This window comes from Candidatus Nitrohelix vancouverensis (assembly GCA_015698305.1).
Classification (GTDB): Bacteria; Nitrospinota; Nitrospinia; order Nitrospinales; family VA-1; genus Nitrohelix; species Nitrohelix vancouverensis.
Genome location: CP048620.1, coordinates 1,969,568 through 1,984,704, shown reverse-complemented (window position 1 = coordinate 1,984,704; position 15,137 = coordinate 1,969,568). Strand labels below are relative to the sequence as shown.

The window sequence follows — 15,137 nt, the reverse complement described above, 5'->3', positions numbered from 1 at the left end:
TACAAATCTTATTTGGGTGCTACCGAAGTGTCCTTTTTCTCTTTATCAAAAAAACCGATTATTTATATATGTCGCAACCTCCTCAAGTGGAACTTCGATAGAAGAATTCCCACTTCTTACATAGAACTTTTTTGATTTGACCCCGTTTTTATCTACAAACTCCAGATACTGCGGCTCCAATCCTTTTTTAACTTTCACTTGACAAATTTCATTTTCATCAATTTCAGGAAAACTTATAACAATATTATTGGTGGCAAAGTTCACCCCAAAATTATTCTTTACCAATTCCCTTAAGTGAAGTTCAAATTCATCCTTGTTCCCATCTAAGCTTGTATAGTCATAGTCCAAGCCCAGAATCGTTCCTTCATCGTTAACGCCAATCAGTAGGGTGCCTCCCTCTCCATTGTTTAAGGCTACAATAGCTTTCACAACAATCCCCTCTATTTTTTTATCAGCGCGGTTTTCTTTTAAGTTCCATCGAAGAGAAGATTTAAATTCCAAGTCACTACTCTCCCCTTCGGCAATTAACTCCTCCAGAGAAGTTTCAACACTGGTATCAACTGAGTCAACAAGAGTATTTAGAAAGTTGTTCAACTCTTCTGCTAGCAGTCGACGGCGAGCCTCTAAAAACTTTTCATAATTTTCAAGTTTCCAAAGTTCCCTGTCGCTTGGAATGCTTTGCAGTTGAAGGGCATTGGGGAATTTTTCACTCACATCGGAAAGGTAATCCTCCGCAGGAGAAGCCAACTTATTTATATTTCCCGTTTGGCTTAGAACCGCTCGGTTGGTTATTTCCTGGGCCAAGGCATACTTTTGCCGATTATTTTTATTGTATCCATTTTTGCTCAACAGGGAGTATGGAAAGATATGGTTCTGCTCCAAAGCATATTTCTTACCCATATTCTGCCTAATGCTGATCCCTGTGCTCAGGCAAACCGCATTTTTACTTTTAAAGTACCACCTCATTAATCCATACAATGCGTTCCGTATATCAACTCCAATAAACTCATCTTTGGAAATCTCCAATGGTCTTTCTGCTTTAATAATACTCAATAACTCGTCAAATGCATTTTCGGATTGGACAACAATACTAATATCTTTATCCAGCTTCTGAGGCATTTGGCTAACATATCTTTGACGAATTTGGGAATAGTAAAACCATTTAACCGCCTTCTTAATCTCCCTATCAGAGAGAGGATCGCTATTTTTTCTGTAAACATAAACGATGATGGGTACCAATGCATAAACTGAGTTAATTTCTTTTGTATGATCGACGAATGCCTTTGACCGCATAATATTCATGACATAGTCCAAAGTCTCACCCGATAATTTTTTCCAAGCTTCCTTTATCCGGTCCTCGTTGTCTGGAGTATGGAGTTTGCTCATTTCTGATCCCATGTTATAGAGTACTCCCAATAGGACATAGACTAGGAAATCCAATTTGAATACAAACCCGTCTTTTTCCAATTCGAAAAGCTTTTTTTTCAATTCCTCTCTTGCCTTAGGCCAATAGCCGCAGATTTGCGCAAGAGCCAGTTCTGCGTCGGTAAGATTTATCCCGCTGGCGTTGACAATATAAAAAATGTCAATCGCCTCCCTGAGCGTGGCTTTTACAGGAACAGACTGCTCAGGAAAATCTCGGTCCATAATCCTAGTAATAGCGTTCAAATTGTCATCTATTAAATCATCTCTATCACGGGAAACTTCTTGCCCAATATTTTCTAATGCCCGAACGACGTCCTTCAACCTGATATTCTTGTCAAAAATATCAATCAGTTTTACCCATAAAGGATTATTTTCCATCATTTTTTTTTGATAATAAGAAAGCTCCAGCGATTCAACGTTGACGTAAAGGCTTCGAGTATCATGAGTGATTTCTGTAGCTTTATAATAAGGGGGGAATTCTCCACGGATTATCATATAAAGAGTAGTAATCCGCTGTTGACCGTCCAAAATAACTTTCACTGTACCCATCTCGGAGCGATACTGGATTTTCCCTTTAAATTCAGGAGGCTGATTGGTATCCCAAGTCAGCATAGTTCCAGTGGGGTAATCCTTAATCAGCGAATCTAGCAACCGCTTTGCATCGTTTCGCTTCCAAACATACTCTCTCTGAAAAGCGGGAACAAACAGCTGATGCTGATCAATTTTGTCTAGGATTTGTGAAATTTTCATACCCTCTATCCTCTATTTTAGTACCTGGCTTGAACAGTGAACTTCCCAGAAATAAGTGGACACGAAGAAAATAATAGATCTAATCTTTCTTAGAAGCGTCTAGATAGGAAAGAAATGGAATCATTGCCTGCATAAAAACACCCACATTAACCAACAATATTGAAGCGGCGGGCGCGGTACTTGACGCCGAATTCTTCGGCGATTTCTTCGCAACGTTCTTCATCCACTTCGTCCTGATGGGTGACGATGCTGGCCTGCACGACGGGGATGTATTTCTTCGCTTCGGCGATGAACTCCTTGACCTTGTCGTAGATGCCGTTGCGAAACATCGGCAGGGGCTGGGTGACGGCGTCGTAGTGTTCTGAATTTTCGGCGTTGAGGCTCACCGACACTTCGTCGATCAGTCCTTGCAGTTCAGGCAGGATGTTGCGTTTGTTGATGACATTGCCGTGTCCGTTGGTGTTCAGGCGCACCTGTCCGCCTGCGGCTTTGATTTTCGCCGCGACTTCTTTAATCACGTTCAAACGCAGGGTGGGTTCTCCGAATCCGCAGAAAACGATCTGTTCGTATTTTTTGGGATCGTCGATCGCCTCCCAGACTTCCTGAGCGGTCGGTTCGCGGTCGAGAGCCAGATTGTAGCCCTGCACCACCGGGCGCGTCAGGCGCGTGCAGAAGACGCAATCCGCCGTGCATCGTTGCGTCAGGTTCAGGTACAGCGAGTTGCGAATCTGATAGGCGACCGTTCCGGTCTTCGCATTGTCGCCGATGCCGAACAGTTCGTAAAAGTTCAGGGCCGAGGTGCGTTGAAAATCCTGAATGCTGACGCCGCGCAGGTCCGCCAGCAGTTCTGCTGTGTGATTGACGTAAGCCGGTTCGTTGCGTTTGCCGCGTTTGGGAACGGGCGCAAGATAGGGGCAGTCGGTCTCCGCAAACAGGCGGTCGGCGGGAATGGTTTTGGCGACGGCGCGCAGGTCTTCGAGTTTCTTGAAAGTCACCGATCCTGAAAATGAAATATAAAAGCCCAGTTCCAGAGCCTGATCCGCCAGACGCTGATCGCCGGAGAAGCAGTGAAAAATCCCCGAATGGGCGGTCGGGTCTTTCGGATAATAATCCGACAGAATTTTAATGGTGTCTTCCGCCGCGTCGCGGGTGTGGATGATGAGTGGCTTGCCCAATTCGCGCGCCAGTTCGATCTGCTTGCGAAAATGAATGCGCTGGTCTTCCTGCGGCGAATAGTTTTTGAAATAGTCCAGTCCCGTCTCTCCCACGGCGATGACGCGCGGATGCGCCAGCAATTCGCGCAGGCGCGCATAGCTGTATTCGTCGATGGATTTCACGTCGTGCGGATGTACTCCGGCGGTGGAATAAATGAAGTCATACTGCTCCGCCAGATCGAGCGAGCGGCGACTGCTCTCCACGTCGCAACCGACGTTGACGAGATACTGAACGCCCGCCTCGCGAGCGCGCGCGATCACCTCTTCGCGATCCTCGTCGAACTGTTCGACGTCTATATGCGCATGCGTATCAATAATCATTTAACGCGGGCTCCATTGGGCAATTCCTGATCGAATCCCGCCAGCACGATTTTATCGGCGTCGCTACCGGCAAGGACCATTCCCTGCGATTCAATGCCCATCAGCTTCGCCGGTTTGAGATTGGCGACGAGAATGATCGAGCGTCCCACCAGCGCTTCCGGCTCGTAAGCCGCGGCGATGCCCGCGACCACCTGACGCACTTCGGAACCGATATCCACCTTCAACTGAATGAGTTTTTTTGATTTCTTGACCTTTTCCGCTTCCAGTATCGTTCCCACTCGAAGATCGAGTTTCATCACGTCTTCAAAAGAGATGATCGGCGATGCGCCGTTCTCCCCAGTTGATTTCGGTTCTTCTTTTTTTACTTCCACTTCTTTTTTTTCAGATACTTCTGCCGCTGATTCAGTCACTTTTTCTCCGTTTTCTTTTTGAGCCGACTCCAAGGTCTTGTTGATTTCAGCTTCTCGTTTTTCATCAATGCGCGGAAATAATTGCTCGCCCGGCTGAAGAGCCGCGCCCGTTTGCAGGCCGCGCCATTCAAGGATCGACGCCATGCCGAGGGACTCCGGCGAGCCGGAAGCGTTCAGGCGTTTGAAAATCTGTTCTGCCGTGTGCGGCATGCAGGGATAAATCAAAATCGCCAGGGCGCGCAAACTTTCGGCGATGTGGTACATGACCCCCGCCAACTCCTTCTTGCCCTCTTCGGTCTTGAACAGATTCCAGGGCGCTTTCTCGTCGATCCATTTATTGCCCGCGTCGACCAGCCTCCAGATGCGTTCAAGGATTTTGTTATAGGCCAACTCGCCATAGAGTTTTTCAATCTCCGGAATCGCCTCGGCGAACTGCTCTTTCAGGCGCTCATGCGAAGGATCGCCAACCGGCTCGGGAATTTTTCCTTCATGATAACGCTTGATCATGTTTTCGGTGCGGTTCAGCAGGTTGCCCAGATTGTTTGCAAGGTCGCTGTTGATGCGACCGACCAGCGCCTGATGGGAAAAATCGGCGTCCAGACCGAAAGGCGCTTCGCGCATCAGGAAATAGCGAATGGCGTCGACGCCAAACAGATCGATCAGCAGATTCGGTTCCACCACGTTGCGCAGGGACTTCGACATCTTCTTGCCATTCACCGTCCACCAGCCATGCGCGAAGATGCACTTCGGCGTCGGCAGACCCATCGACTTTAGCATGGTCGACCAATACACCGCGTGCGTGGTGAGAATGTCTTTTCCCACCAGATGATAATCCGCGGGCCAGAAGCTATCGCCCTTCAAATCATCATAATTGCCCAGCGCGGAAATGTAGTTGATGAGCGCGTCGAACCAGACATAGGTGACGTAGTCCTCGTCAAACGGCAGAGGGATGCCCCATTCCAGACGCGACTTGGGACGCGAGATGCACAGATCGCCCAAGGGATTGCCGAGAAATCCCAGCACTTCATTGCGCCGTGAAGCGGGTTGAATGAAATCCGGGTTCGCTTGAATGGTCTCTTTCAGCCAGTCGCCGTACTGCCCCATCTTGAAAAAATAATTGTGTTCCAGAATCTTTTCGACAGGACGCGAGCATTCCGGGCAAGCCCCGTTCACAAGGTCTTTCTCCGTCCAGAACCGTTCGTCTGGCGTGCAGTACCAGCCTTCATACGAGGCCTTGTAAATCTCGCCGCGATCAAACAACTGCGTGAGAATTTCGCGCACGACTTTTTGATGACGCTCCTCGGTGGTGCGAATGAAATCGGTGTTGGAAATATTGAAGCGTTCCCACAGCTCCTTGAAACGGACATGAAGCCGGTCGACATGCGCCTGCGGCGTCACTCCCAGATCGCGCGCGGCCTGTTGCACCTTTTGCCCATGCTCGTCGGTTCCGGTCAGAAAGCAGACCTCCTTACCTTCCTGGCGCTGGCGACGCGCAACGACATCCGCCGCAATCGTGGTGTAGGCGTGGCCGATATGCGGCACATCGTTGACATAATAAATCGGCGTGGTTACGTAAAACTTACTTCGCGATCCTTGCATGTAATGAAATGAGGTTAAGGGTTAAGCGGGTTTATCCGACGAGGGGCGCGGTTTGGCAGTATGGACTTCGTCCGACGGAAATGAAAGCACCGAATCGTCGTCGAGTCGCACCACGACAAACTGATTCAGAATTTCATTTTTAATCACCTTGCCCGGCCCCGAAGGCGTTTCGACTTTCTTGCCAATCTTGGGCATGCTCTTGGAGAGGTTTCGATACACTTCATGTTCGTACTGGAGGCAACACATCAGCCGACCGCACACGCCGGAAATTTTTCCGGGATTCAGGGCCAGCCCCTGATCCTTTGCCATGCGAATCGTCACCGGATTGAAATCTTTCAGGAATCGCGTGCAACACAGCTCTTCGCCGCAGATTCCCGTTCCCGAGATCGCCCGCGCCTCGTCGCGCACGCCGACCTGACGCATCTCAATGCGGTGTCGCAGGAAACTGGCGAGTTCTTTGATCAGTTGACGAAAATCGACCCGTCCTTCCGCGGTGAAGAAAAAAATGGTTTTTTTCTCGTTCGGCTCATGCACCACCCGGCTCAGGCTCATGGGCAATTTCAATTCGGTGATTTTATCAATGCAAAATGATTTCGCCTTGTACTCCAATTCCTCTTTTTTCCTCTGCGTCTGCAAGTCGTTGGCGTTTGCGATTCGCAGAACCTTGCCCGTCTTGCATCCCGGCTGTTTTTTTCGATAGTCGATGATCTTGTTTGACGCGATGACGCCAATCTGAACGCCGGCCTGAGTTTGCGCGATCACCTGATCTCCCACCCGCAAGCGCAATTCGCCGGGGTCGCACAATTCAGAACGCACCCCGTCGGTGGGGCGTACGCCAATCACAAAGCGTTTCGGCTCCGGCTTGCTTTCATCAGACCGATGGGCCTGAGTTTCCATATGAGTAAGGATTCCCATTTTCAAGCCGCCTCGCAAAAATCAATCAACATGGATTCCAGCGCCAATTGAACATTAAAATTAAATTTCAAATCAAACAGGGTTTTTGAAACGCTCTGAAACATCCTCAACAGCGTTTCCAGCGATTTAGTTTCCGCAACAGCGAGCAATTCGTCGCGCATATCCGCATTCACGATCGCGCCCGTCTCGCCGCAGGATTTGAGAATCGCAAGATCGCGAAGCAAATGCGCGATCTCTCGGAGACAGGCCGGCAGATCGTCCGTCTGCTTGGCCACCACCTTGCACCATTCAAAAATCTTCGACATGTGATCGAACGAAACGTTTTGGATCAAATTCAGGAATTCTCCGCGCCGTTCGCAGATTCGCAATAAATCCTCATCCAGAGCCGCTTCGATGCGCCCTCCGGAACGCAAAGCCCGCAATTCCAATTCGCCCTCGTCAATCTCCAGATTGCCCTGCTCGACCTGCTGCGCGATGATCTGGCGCACATCGCCCGGACTCAGCGGTAAAAAACGAATCCCCTGACAACGGGAAACAATCGTTGGAAGTAAATTATGAGGATTCGAAGCAATCAAAATAAAAATCGTTCGTGCCGGCGGCTCCTCCAACGTTTTCAGAAAAGAATTCGCCGCCTGCGGATTCATCAAATCCGCCCCGTCAATGATCGCCGCCTTATAATGCCCCTCATAAGACTGAAAAGAAAGACGTTGTTGCAGTTCCCGAAGCGGTTCAATTTTGATGGAACTCATTCTCGCGGTCGGACTGCTTTTCTTCGGTTCGAGAAAATGCACATCGGGATGCTGGTTCTTTTCTATTTTCAGGCAAGGACCGCAGCGCCCGCAAGCGCCCTGCTCCTCGCGCGCTTCGCAATTCAATGCTTTGACCAGCTCCCATGCGATTTTCTTCTTGCCCACGCTGTCTTCGCCATAAAACAAATAAGCGTGAGGCAATTTCTCATTCGCCAGAGCCTGAAGTATGATTTGTTGCGGCCGTTCCTGGCCAAGTACACCGTAAAATCCCATGAAACAACCGTTTCAAAGCCCAATGCGGACAGGAAGAATATTTTTATAGGACCGGGTCGGGCAATATCGTTGCAAAACCGACAACTTTCTGGTAATAAATGAGTTCGGTTTAAATCATTAATAAAAATAATATAAACACATTATTTAATATATCATGGCCGTCAAAGAAAAAGCCAAAAAAACAGGTCAAAGAAAACGAAAACCCAAAATACTCGCCGTTATCAACGACGCATGCACGGGCTGTAGCGGTTCCCCGATCTGCATCACGGAATGCCCCGTCGACAACTGTATGTATGAGGTAGAGAATCCAGACGCTCCGGCATTCAACCGAGTTTACGTCGACGCCCTGCTGTGCATTGGATGTAAAAAATGCATCACCAAGGGACCGATGAATACGCTGTTGGAAGGTTGCCCCTGGGATGCGATCGATATGGTTTCTCTTGAGGATTTCGAATCTGAGAATGGCGAGTTGCCTTACTAGGTAAATTCAAAAAAACTCGTCGGATTTTTGGCGACATGAACACGGGCATGACAGACGATTTGCCGTGCCGCTGATCCATGTCGTATGGGGAAGGTCTTTTTTGTTTGCGCGGCGAACGGGGTTCTGCGCATAATACAATTGAATCAATCACTTACCAGATAAAATAAAAAAACCAAAAAACAAATTTGGACAAGTTATTCCGCCTGATGTATCATGAGGCCGTTTTTTTGCCCGCAGGTCTTAAAACACCCCAGGTTTCCTAAGCAATGGACGAAAATAACGACTTCCGTCGTGGACTGAGTCTTGCGCTTAGGTTGGGTACGGAAATGATGGTATCGACCTTTGTCGGAGGCTCTATGGGTTACGCCATCGACTGGTACTTTCAAACGCGGCCCTGGTTCATGGTGTTCGGAATCCTGCTGGGCGGAGCGGCGGGAATAATGACAGTGTATCGCATCGCAATGATGAATCAAAACGACGCGGCAGAGCAGGACGCCGCGCAAAAAAATAAAAGCGACTCAATTAACGACGATCAACAGGAAAAATAAACAGGCATTATGGAAAGTCCTTTACACCATTTTCATCTAGACCCCATCATCCCGATCAAACTGGGAGAGCTGGATCTTTCAATCAACAAAGCGATATTGGCGATGTGGGCCGGAATGGCCGTGGTCTATTTCCTGTTTCGCGCAGGCGGCAAAAGCGTAGGCGCCAAGACCCCCTCAAAACTTCAAAGCGTTCTTGAAATCAGCCTGGAGTTTATAAGAGGCATGGTCGATGAATTCATCGGCAAGGAAGAAGGCAAGAAATACTTCTCGTTCATCGCCACCCTGTTTTTTTTCATCCTGTCCTGCAACCTGATCGGTCTGATTCCCGGTTCCTACACCATCACCAGTCAATTGGTTGTGACAGGAGCCTTTTCCATTGTGATTTTTATCATGACCCTGGTCATTGGCTTCATGAAACATGGCGGGCATTTTTTCAGCATTCTGGTTCCACCGGGCGTTCCCAAAATCATGATTCCCTTGATGGTTCCGATTGAAATTATCAGCATGGTCGCCCGTCCGATTTCATTATCGGTTCGGCTCTTCGCCAATATGACCGCCGGACACACCGTGCTGGCCGTACTCTTTGGTCTTGCCATGTCGGCGTCGCTGTTCATCGGCTGGATGCCATTCACTTTCACCATCATTATCAATGGTCTGGAAATTGCCATCGCATTTATACAAGCATATATTTTTACCACGTTGACCTGCGTTTATATTGGCGACGTGATCCGACTTCATTAAGAAAAGTAATATCAGCCGTTATTATTTATATTTTTTTTAGGAGATGACAGAATGGGTTCAGAAGCAGCAGCGTTGATTGGAATGGGTTTATGTGCAGCGGGTTTTTTCGGCGCCGCCTTGGGGATCGCATATATTTTTGCAAAAACCATTGAGACGGTCGGTCGACAGCCAAATGCGGAAGCGCGTGTTGCAAAATACTGCTGGATCGGTTTCGCTCTGGTAGAAGCTATCGCACTGTACGCCTTGGTCATTGCATTCATCATTATGCCGTAAACGTGAGATTTCCAAACGACCCCAGGGTCGTTTGGCGTTTCGCCGTCATAATTAAATAATCATCCACATTAATATTCAAAAGAGACACTAATGCCTCAATTTGAGCAAGTGGGAGTGTTCAGTTCCCTCATTTTCTGGTCCCTGCTGTCGTTTGGGCTTCTGCTGGTTCTTCTCAAGAAGTTTGCCTTCCCGCCCATTCTTCAAGCGCTGGAAGACCGGGAAAAGAAAATCAGCACGGATATTTCCGAAGCGGAAAAACTTCGCGAAGAAGGCCGTCAACTGAAACTCACGTTGGAAGAGGAACTGAAAAAGGCCCACGAAAAAGCCAGCACCATCGTTCAATTGGCTTACGACGAGAGCAAGAAACTTCAGGAAAAATCGCTTCAGGAAACGCAGGCGAAAGTCAAACACATGCAACAGGAAACCGAGCGCGAGATTCAAGCCATGCGCCAGAAACTGTTCAGTGAAATTCGCGATTACGCCGCCGAATTGACCATCGCCTCCACCGAAAAATTTCTGAAAAAGAACCTGACGGACGAAGCCAGCAAGAAACTGGTCAACGAATCGATTGACGAAGTCATCCGTTCAATGGACCAACGCAAAAATTAACCCAGAGAAGCATAGCGGATACATATGTTAGAAAACGCCATAGGCAAACGATACGCAGACGCCCTGTCCGACAGCATTAGGGAAGATTCAAAACTGGACAGCGCTTTGAACCATCTGAGGTCGTTGAATCAGGCTTTCACAGATCAACCTGATCTGACGCGGTTCTTCTCCCATCCCGGGATACCGCTGGACCGTAAGGAAGAGATGGTTCGTAACCTTTGCTCTCAAATGAACATCGGAACGGAAATCCTCAATCTGGCTCTCCTGTTGACGGAGCGACTTAAAATTTTGTTCTTGGGGAATATTGTCGATCATTTTGAAAAGGCGGTAGACGCCCGATTGAATCAGGTCCGGGTTTCCGCAACGGGAACCTATGCCCTCGACGCCGATCAGGTCAACCGTTTGACCGAAGCGCTCAACCGCATTCTCGGCAAAAAAATAATTATAGAAACCCGCGTGGACGCATCGATTCTTGGCGGATTGATTGTTCAAATCGGAGATCAGGTTGCTGACGCAAGCCTCCGAAACCGCCTGTCCATCATGAAACAAGCCATCGAAAAATAGGAGATCGTTTAAGTGAATTTGCGAGCCGATGAAATAAGCGCCCTGATCCAAAAACAGATCGAGGGATTTGATACAAGTATCGAGCTAAAAGAAACCGGACGGGTCATTTCCGTCGGCGACGGTATCGCCCGAATTTACGGCCTCGAAAACGCCATGCTCAGCGAACTGCTCGAATTTCCGGGCGGACTGGTCGGCATGGTGTTGAACCTCGAAGAGGACAACGTCGGAGCGGTGCTTCTGGGTTTTGACGATAAAATAAAAGAAGGCGACGAAGTCAAACGCACCGGACGCATCATGCAAGTGCCCATCGGCCCCGAAATGGTCGGTCGCGTGGTCAACTCTCTGGGCGAGCCTATCGACGGACGCGGCCCGATTGAAACCAAACAATTCGGCCCCATCGAGAGACTTGCGCCCGGCGTTATTGATCGAAAATCCGTACACGAGCCGATGCAGACCGGCATCAAAGCCATCGACGGCATGATCCCGATCGGACGCGGACAGCGCGAACTCATCATCGGCGACCGTCAGACGGGCAAAACCGCCGTCGCGCTCGATACGATCATCAATCAAAAAGGTCAGAACATGTTCTGTATCTACGTAGCGGTCGGGCAGAAACGCTCGACGGTTGCGCGCGTTGTAAAAACGCTTGAAGAACATGATGCAATGAAATACACCATCGTCGTCGCCGCAACAGCCAGCGATCCGGCGCCTCTGCAGTTCATCGCCCCCTATGCCGGTTGCGCCATGGGCGAATACTTCCGCGACAACGGTCAGCATTGTCTGATCGTTTACGATGATTTGTCAAAACAGGCCGCCGCTTACCGGCAGATGTCCCTGCTCCTTCGACGACCCCCGGGACGCGAAGCGTACCCTGGCGACGTTTTCTATGTGCATTCCCGACTTCTCGAACGAGCCGCAAAGCTGGACGATAATCTCGGCGCCGGTTCATTGACCGCCCTGCCGATCATCGAAACCCAGGCGGGCGACGTATCGGCTTATATTCCGACCAACGTGATCTCCATCACCGACGGGCAGATTTATCTGGAAACCGACCTGTTCTTCTCCGGCGTACGCCCGGCGATCAACGTCGGACTTTCCGTTTCCCGCGTCGGCGGCGCCGCTCAGACCAAAGGCATGAAGCAGGTGGCGGGTCAAATGCGACTGGATCTGGCGCAATACCGCGAAATGGCGGCCTTCGCCCAGTTCGGTAGCGACCTCGACGCGGCGACGCAGGCTCAGTTAGCGCGCGGCGAACGACTGGTCGAGATTCTCAAGCAAGACCAGTACAAACCGCTCTCGGCAACGCAACAGATCATTTCCATTTTCGCAGGCGTTCGCGGTTTGCTCGACAAGGTTCCTGTCGAAAAGATCAAACAATTCGAGACGGGTTTTCTGAACTTCATGGAAGAGAAGTACATGGACGTCATCAGCACGCTGGAAAAGCAGAAAAAACTGGACGACGACCTCGAAACGAAATTGAAAGCCGCTGTTGAAGAATACAAAGGATTGATGTAAGCGCTTATGCCTAATCTAAAAGATATTCGAAGGCGCATTAAAAGCGTCAAAAATACCCAGCAGATCACCAAGGCAATGAAGCTGGTGTCCGCTTCCAAATTGCGCAAGGCTCAGGAAGCGATCCTCGGTTCGCGGCCTTATGCGATCAAACTCATGGAGGCGATCAGCCATCTGGCGACGCGGTGTAATTACGATTTGCACCCCTTTCTGAGCCACCGCGAGGACAACAAGACTTTGTATCTGGTTATCACCGCCGACAAGGGTCTTTGCGGCGGTTTCAACGGAAACATCATCCGCAAGACCAATCAGGAAATTCAGGCGCACGCAAATCGCGAATCGCAATTGATCCTCGCCGGTAAAAAGGGCAATGATTTTTTCAAGACCAAAGATATTCCGATTTTGAAAGATTATATCGGCTGGACGCGCGAGTTCAATTACGCTCTCGCTTCTAAAATTGCGGACGATCTGGCGGAAGAATTCGCCAACAAGTCTGTCGACCGGGTTTATGTGGTCTACAACGAATTCAAATCGGTCATTCAGCAAGACGTCGTTATCGAACAACTGCTTCCCGTTGTTCCTGAGTATGAAGTCAAGGAAGATGAACATCAGGTCGACTACGAATACGAGCCTGACGCGGAAGAGATGCTGGATTCGCTCCTGCAACGTTATATGAGAACACAGGTGTTTCGCGCCTTTCTCGAATCGGCGGCTGGCGAACACGGCGCGCGCATGACAGCGATGGACAGCGCCTCTCGAAATGCAGGCGAAATGATCGGAAGCCTGACCTTGCAATACAATCAGGCGAGACAGGCTTATATCACCAAGGAATTGATAGAAATCGTAAACGGGGCTGAAGCGCTCAAGGCCTGACGGAATTTTGAATTAAAAGATAACTGGAGGAAGTAACAGAATGAATAAAGGGAAAATAGTTCAAGTTATGGGCCCCGTTGTGGATATCAGCTTCGAGGGCGGCAAACTCCCGGAACTTTACAATGCGATCCGAATCAAACGCCCCAACCGCGGTAAAGATGAAAGCGAATTCATCACCCTTGAAGTTGCCCAGCATCTGGGTAACGACTGCGTGCGAACGGTTTCCATGCACGCCACCGACGGTCTGGTTCGCGGCGAAGAAGCGGAAGACACAGGCGCGCCGATTTCAGTTCCCGTTGGAGAAAAAGTTCTGGGCCGTATCCTCAACGTCATCGGCGAACCGGTGGATCAAAAAGAACCGGTGGGCGCTGAAACGCATTGGAGCATCCATCGCGACGCGCCTCCTTTCGAAGATCAGGACACCAGCATGGAAATGTTCGAAACCGGCATCAAGGTTATCGACTTGCTGGAACCTTACCTGAAAGGCGGCAAGACCGGCCTATTCGGCGGCGCGGGCGTAGGCAAAACCGTACTCATCATGGAATTGATCCGAAACATCGGCGCAGAGCATGGCGGTTATTCCGTATTTGCCGGCGTCGGCGAGCGAACCCGCGAGGGTAACGACTTGTATCACGAGATGATCGATTCTAAAGTAATCGACAAAACGGCTCTGATCTACGGTCAGATGACGGAACCTCCCGGAGCGCGTATGCGCGTCGGCTTGACCGGTCTGACCATTGCTGAATACTTCCGCGACGTTGGCGGAAAAGACGTTTTGTTGTTTATCGACAATATTTTCCGTTTCTCGCAGGCCGGCTCTGAAGTATCGGCTCTGCTCGGTCGTATCCCCTCTGCGGTTGGTTACCAACCGACATTGGCGACTGAAATGGGCAACCTGCAGGAGCGGATCACTTCTACCAAAAAAGGTTCCATCACTTCCGTTCAGGCGGTATACGTTCCCGCCGACGACTTGACGGATCCTGCGCCTGCGACGACCTTCGCGCATCTCGATGCGACGACGGTTCTTTCGCGCCGAATTTCTGAATTGGGCATTTACCCGGCGGTGGATCCTCTCGACTCCACCTCCCGAATTCTCGACCCTGAAATTCTCGGCGACGATCATTACAACACGGCTCGCGGCGTTCAGCGCGTTTTACAGCGTTACAAGGATTTGCAGGACATCATCGCGATTCTCGGTATGGAAGAATTGTCCGAGGAGGACAAACTGGTGGTGGCTCGCGCAAGAAAAATGCAGAAATTCCTGTCCCAGCCCTTCTTTGTCGCCGAGGTCTTCACCGGATCGCCGGGCAAATACGTCAAGGTCAAGGACACCATCGAGAGTTTCAAGGAAATCCTCGAAGGTCGGGCCGATCAATTTTCCGAGCAGGCATTTTACATGGTGGCGGGTATTGACGAAGTGCACGCCAAACAAAAAGAACTCGATAAGAAATCTGCCAAATAATGTCCGATACTCTAGAACTCAATATCGTTACGCCGCAGAAACTGGTCGTCTCGGAAGAGGTGGATCAGGTCAATATTCCAGGCTCGGAAGGCGACCTTGGAATTCTTTACGATCACGCTCCCATCCTCACCACCATGCGCGCGGGGACTTTGTCTTATGAAAAAGGCAGTGAAACCATTTCGATGGTTGTCAGCGGCGGTTACGCCGAGGTCACGGAGAACCGGGTCATCATCCTCGCCGAAACGGTGGAGCTTTTGACCGAGATCGATACGGAACGCGCGATGGCCGCGCGTAAAGCGGCGGAAGAACGCTTGAGCCGGGGCGATCTCAGCCAGGAAGAATTCGAACAAGCCCAGATGAAACTGTTCCGGGCCATCTCTCGCCTGGAAGGGGCGGAAGATAAAAAATCTTAAGGATT

The 15,137-nt window shown here is 49.9% G+C and carries 15 protein-coding genes; 10 read left to right on the top strand and 5 right to left on the bottom strand.

Features of this window, described 5'->3' with window-relative positions; all coding sequences use genetic code 11:
- Positions 1–45 precede the first annotated feature (45 nt).
- The 5 genes from G3M78_09130 to holB all read right to left on the bottom strand — a co-directional run bounded on the left by G3M78_09130 (position 46) and on the right by holB (position 7,656).
- Positions 46–2,175, bottom strand: coding sequence for a DUF262 domain-containing protein (locus G3M78_09130; protein ID QPJ65546.1), 2,130 nt, complete (start codon positions 2,173–2,175; stop codon positions 46–48).
- Between the two features lie 146 nt (positions 2,176–2,321).
- Positions 2,322–3,710: a YchF/TatD family DNA exonuclease gene (locus tag G3M78_09125; protein QPJ65545.1), complete on the bottom strand. Its 1,389-nt coding sequence runs from the start codon at positions 3,708–3,710 to the stop codon at positions 2,322–2,324.
- Positions 3,707–5,719: a methionine--tRNA ligase gene (gene metG / locus G3M78_09120; protein ID QPJ65544.1), complete on the bottom strand. Its 2,013-nt coding sequence runs from the start codon at positions 5,717–5,719 to the stop codon at positions 3,707–3,709. The genes G3M78_09125 and metG overlap by 4 nt, the downstream gene beginning before the upstream one ends.
- 21 nt (positions 5,720–5,740) lie before the next feature.
- Entirely contained in the window at positions 5,741–6,616 is an 876-nt protein-coding gene (locus G3M78_09115; GenBank protein QPJ66817.1) for a sporulation protein, read from the bottom strand.
- Positions 6,617–6,636: 20 nt separating this feature from the next.
- Entirely contained in the window at positions 6,637–7,656 is a 1,020-nt protein-coding gene (gene holB / locus G3M78_09110; protein QPJ65543.1) for a DNA polymerase III subunit delta', read from the bottom strand.
- 154 nt (positions 7,657–7,810) lie between these two features.
- On the opposite strand from holB, the gene G3M78_09105 reads away from it, so the two are divergent.
- The 10 genes from G3M78_09105 to G3M78_09060 all read left to right on the top strand — a co-directional run bounded on the left by G3M78_09105 (position 7,811) and on the right by G3M78_09060 (position 15,132).
- Positions 7,811–8,137 carry a 4Fe-4S ferredoxin gene (locus G3M78_09105; protein ID QPJ65542.1) on the top strand — a complete coding sequence of 109 codons (327 nt, stop codon included), beginning with the start codon at positions 7,811–7,813 and terminating at the stop codon, positions 8,135–8,137.
- A 266-nt stretch (positions 8,138–8,403) separates the two neighbouring features.
- Entirely contained in the window at positions 8,404–8,685 is a 282-nt protein-coding gene (locus tag G3M78_09100) for an AtpZ/AtpI family protein (GenBank protein QPJ65541.1), read from the top strand.
- A gap of 9 nt (positions 8,686–8,694) precedes the next feature.
- A complete protein-coding gene (locus G3M78_09095) occupies positions 8,695–9,426 on the top strand; it encodes a F0F1 ATP synthase subunit A (protein QPJ65540.1) in 732 nt (243 codons plus the stop codon).
- A 51-nt stretch (positions 9,427–9,477) separates the two neighbouring features.
- On the top strand, positions 9,478–9,699 hold the full coding sequence (gene atpE, locus G3M78_09090) for an ATP synthase F0 subunit C (GenBank protein QPJ65539.1): 222 nt from the start codon (positions 9,478–9,480) through the stop codon (positions 9,697–9,699).
- 90 nt (positions 9,700–9,789) lie between these two features.
- Entirely contained in the window at positions 9,790–10,308 is a 519-nt protein-coding gene (atpF, locus tag G3M78_09085; GenBank protein ID QPJ65538.1) for a F0F1 ATP synthase subunit B, read from the top strand.
- 24 nt (positions 10,309–10,332) lie between these two features.
- Entirely contained in the window at positions 10,333–10,872 is a 540-nt protein-coding gene (gene atpH, locus G3M78_09080) for an ATP synthase F1 subunit delta (protein ID QPJ65537.1), read from the top strand.
- A gap of 12 nt (positions 10,873–10,884) precedes the next feature.
- On the top strand, positions 10,885–12,387 hold the full coding sequence (locus G3M78_09075) for a F0F1 ATP synthase subunit alpha (protein ID QPJ65536.1): 1,503 nt from the start codon (positions 10,885–10,887) through the stop codon (positions 12,385–12,387).
- A 6-nt stretch (positions 12,388–12,393) separates the two neighbouring features.
- Positions 12,394–13,257 (top strand): ATP synthase F1 subunit gamma, encoded by an 864-nt coding sequence (atpG, locus tag G3M78_09070; GenBank protein QPJ65535.1) that lies wholly within the window; start codon positions 12,394–12,396, stop codon positions 13,255–13,257.
- Between the two features lie 40 nt (positions 13,258–13,297).
- The gene (gene atpD, locus G3M78_09065; protein ID QPJ65534.1) at positions 13,298–14,719 is read left to right on the top strand and encodes a F0F1 ATP synthase subunit beta; all 1,422 of its coding nucleotides are present in this window, start codon (positions 13,298–13,300) and stop codon (positions 14,717–14,719) included.
- Positions 14,716–15,132, top strand: coding sequence for a F0F1 ATP synthase subunit epsilon (locus G3M78_09060; GenBank protein QPJ66816.1), 417 nt, complete (start codon positions 14,716–14,718; stop codon positions 15,130–15,132). Before atpD ends, G3M78_09060 begins: the two co-directional genes overlap by 4 nt.
- Positions 15,133–15,137: the final 5 nt, after the last annotated feature.

Bases quoted from the DNA above. Each gene is read 5' to 3' on its own strand.
- atpD (QPJ65534.1), top strand. From the start codon at position 13,298: ATGAATAAAGGGAAAATAGTTCAAGTTATGGGCCCCGTTGTGGATATC.
- atpH (QPJ65537.1), top strand. From the start codon at position 10,333: ATGTTAGAAAACGCCATAGGCAAACGATACGCAGACGCCCTGTCCGAC.
- G3M78_09130 (QPJ65546.1), bottom strand. From the start codon at position 2,175: ATGAAAATTTCACAAATCCTAGACAAAATTGATCAGCATCAGCTGTTT.
- atpF (QPJ65538.1), top strand. From the start codon at position 9,790: ATGCCTCAATTTGAGCAAGTGGGAGTGTTCAGTTCCCTCATTTTCTGG.
- G3M78_09125 (QPJ65545.1), bottom strand. From the start codon at position 3,710: ATGATTATTGATACGCATGCGCATATAGACGTCGAACAGTTCGACGAG.
- G3M78_09105 (QPJ65542.1), top strand. From the start codon at position 7,811: ATGGCCGTCAAAGAAAAAGCCAAAAAAACAGGTCAAAGAAAACGAAAA.
- atpG (QPJ65535.1), top strand. From the start codon at position 12,394: ATGCCTAATCTAAAAGATATTCGAAGGCGCATTAAAAGCGTCAAAAAT.
- holB (QPJ65543.1), bottom strand. From the start codon at position 7,656: ATGGGATTTTACGGTGTACTTGGCCAGGAACGGCCGCAACAAATCATA.
- atpE (QPJ65539.1), top strand. From the start codon at position 9,478: ATGGGTTCAGAAGCAGCAGCGTTGATTGGAATGGGTTTATGTGCAGCG.
- G3M78_09115 (QPJ66817.1), bottom strand. From the start codon at position 6,616: ATGGAAACTCAGGCCCATCGGTCTGATGAAAGCAAGCCGGAGCCGAAA.
- G3M78_09095 (QPJ65540.1), top strand. From the start codon at position 8,695: ATGGAAAGTCCTTTACACCATTTTCATCTAGACCCCATCATCCCGATC.
- metG (QPJ65544.1), bottom strand. From the start codon at position 5,719: ATGCAAGGATCGCGAAGTAAGTTTTACGTAACCACGCCGATTTATTAT.
- G3M78_09100 (QPJ65541.1), top strand. From the start codon at position 8,404: ATGGACGAAAATAACGACTTCCGTCGTGGACTGAGTCTTGCGCTTAGG.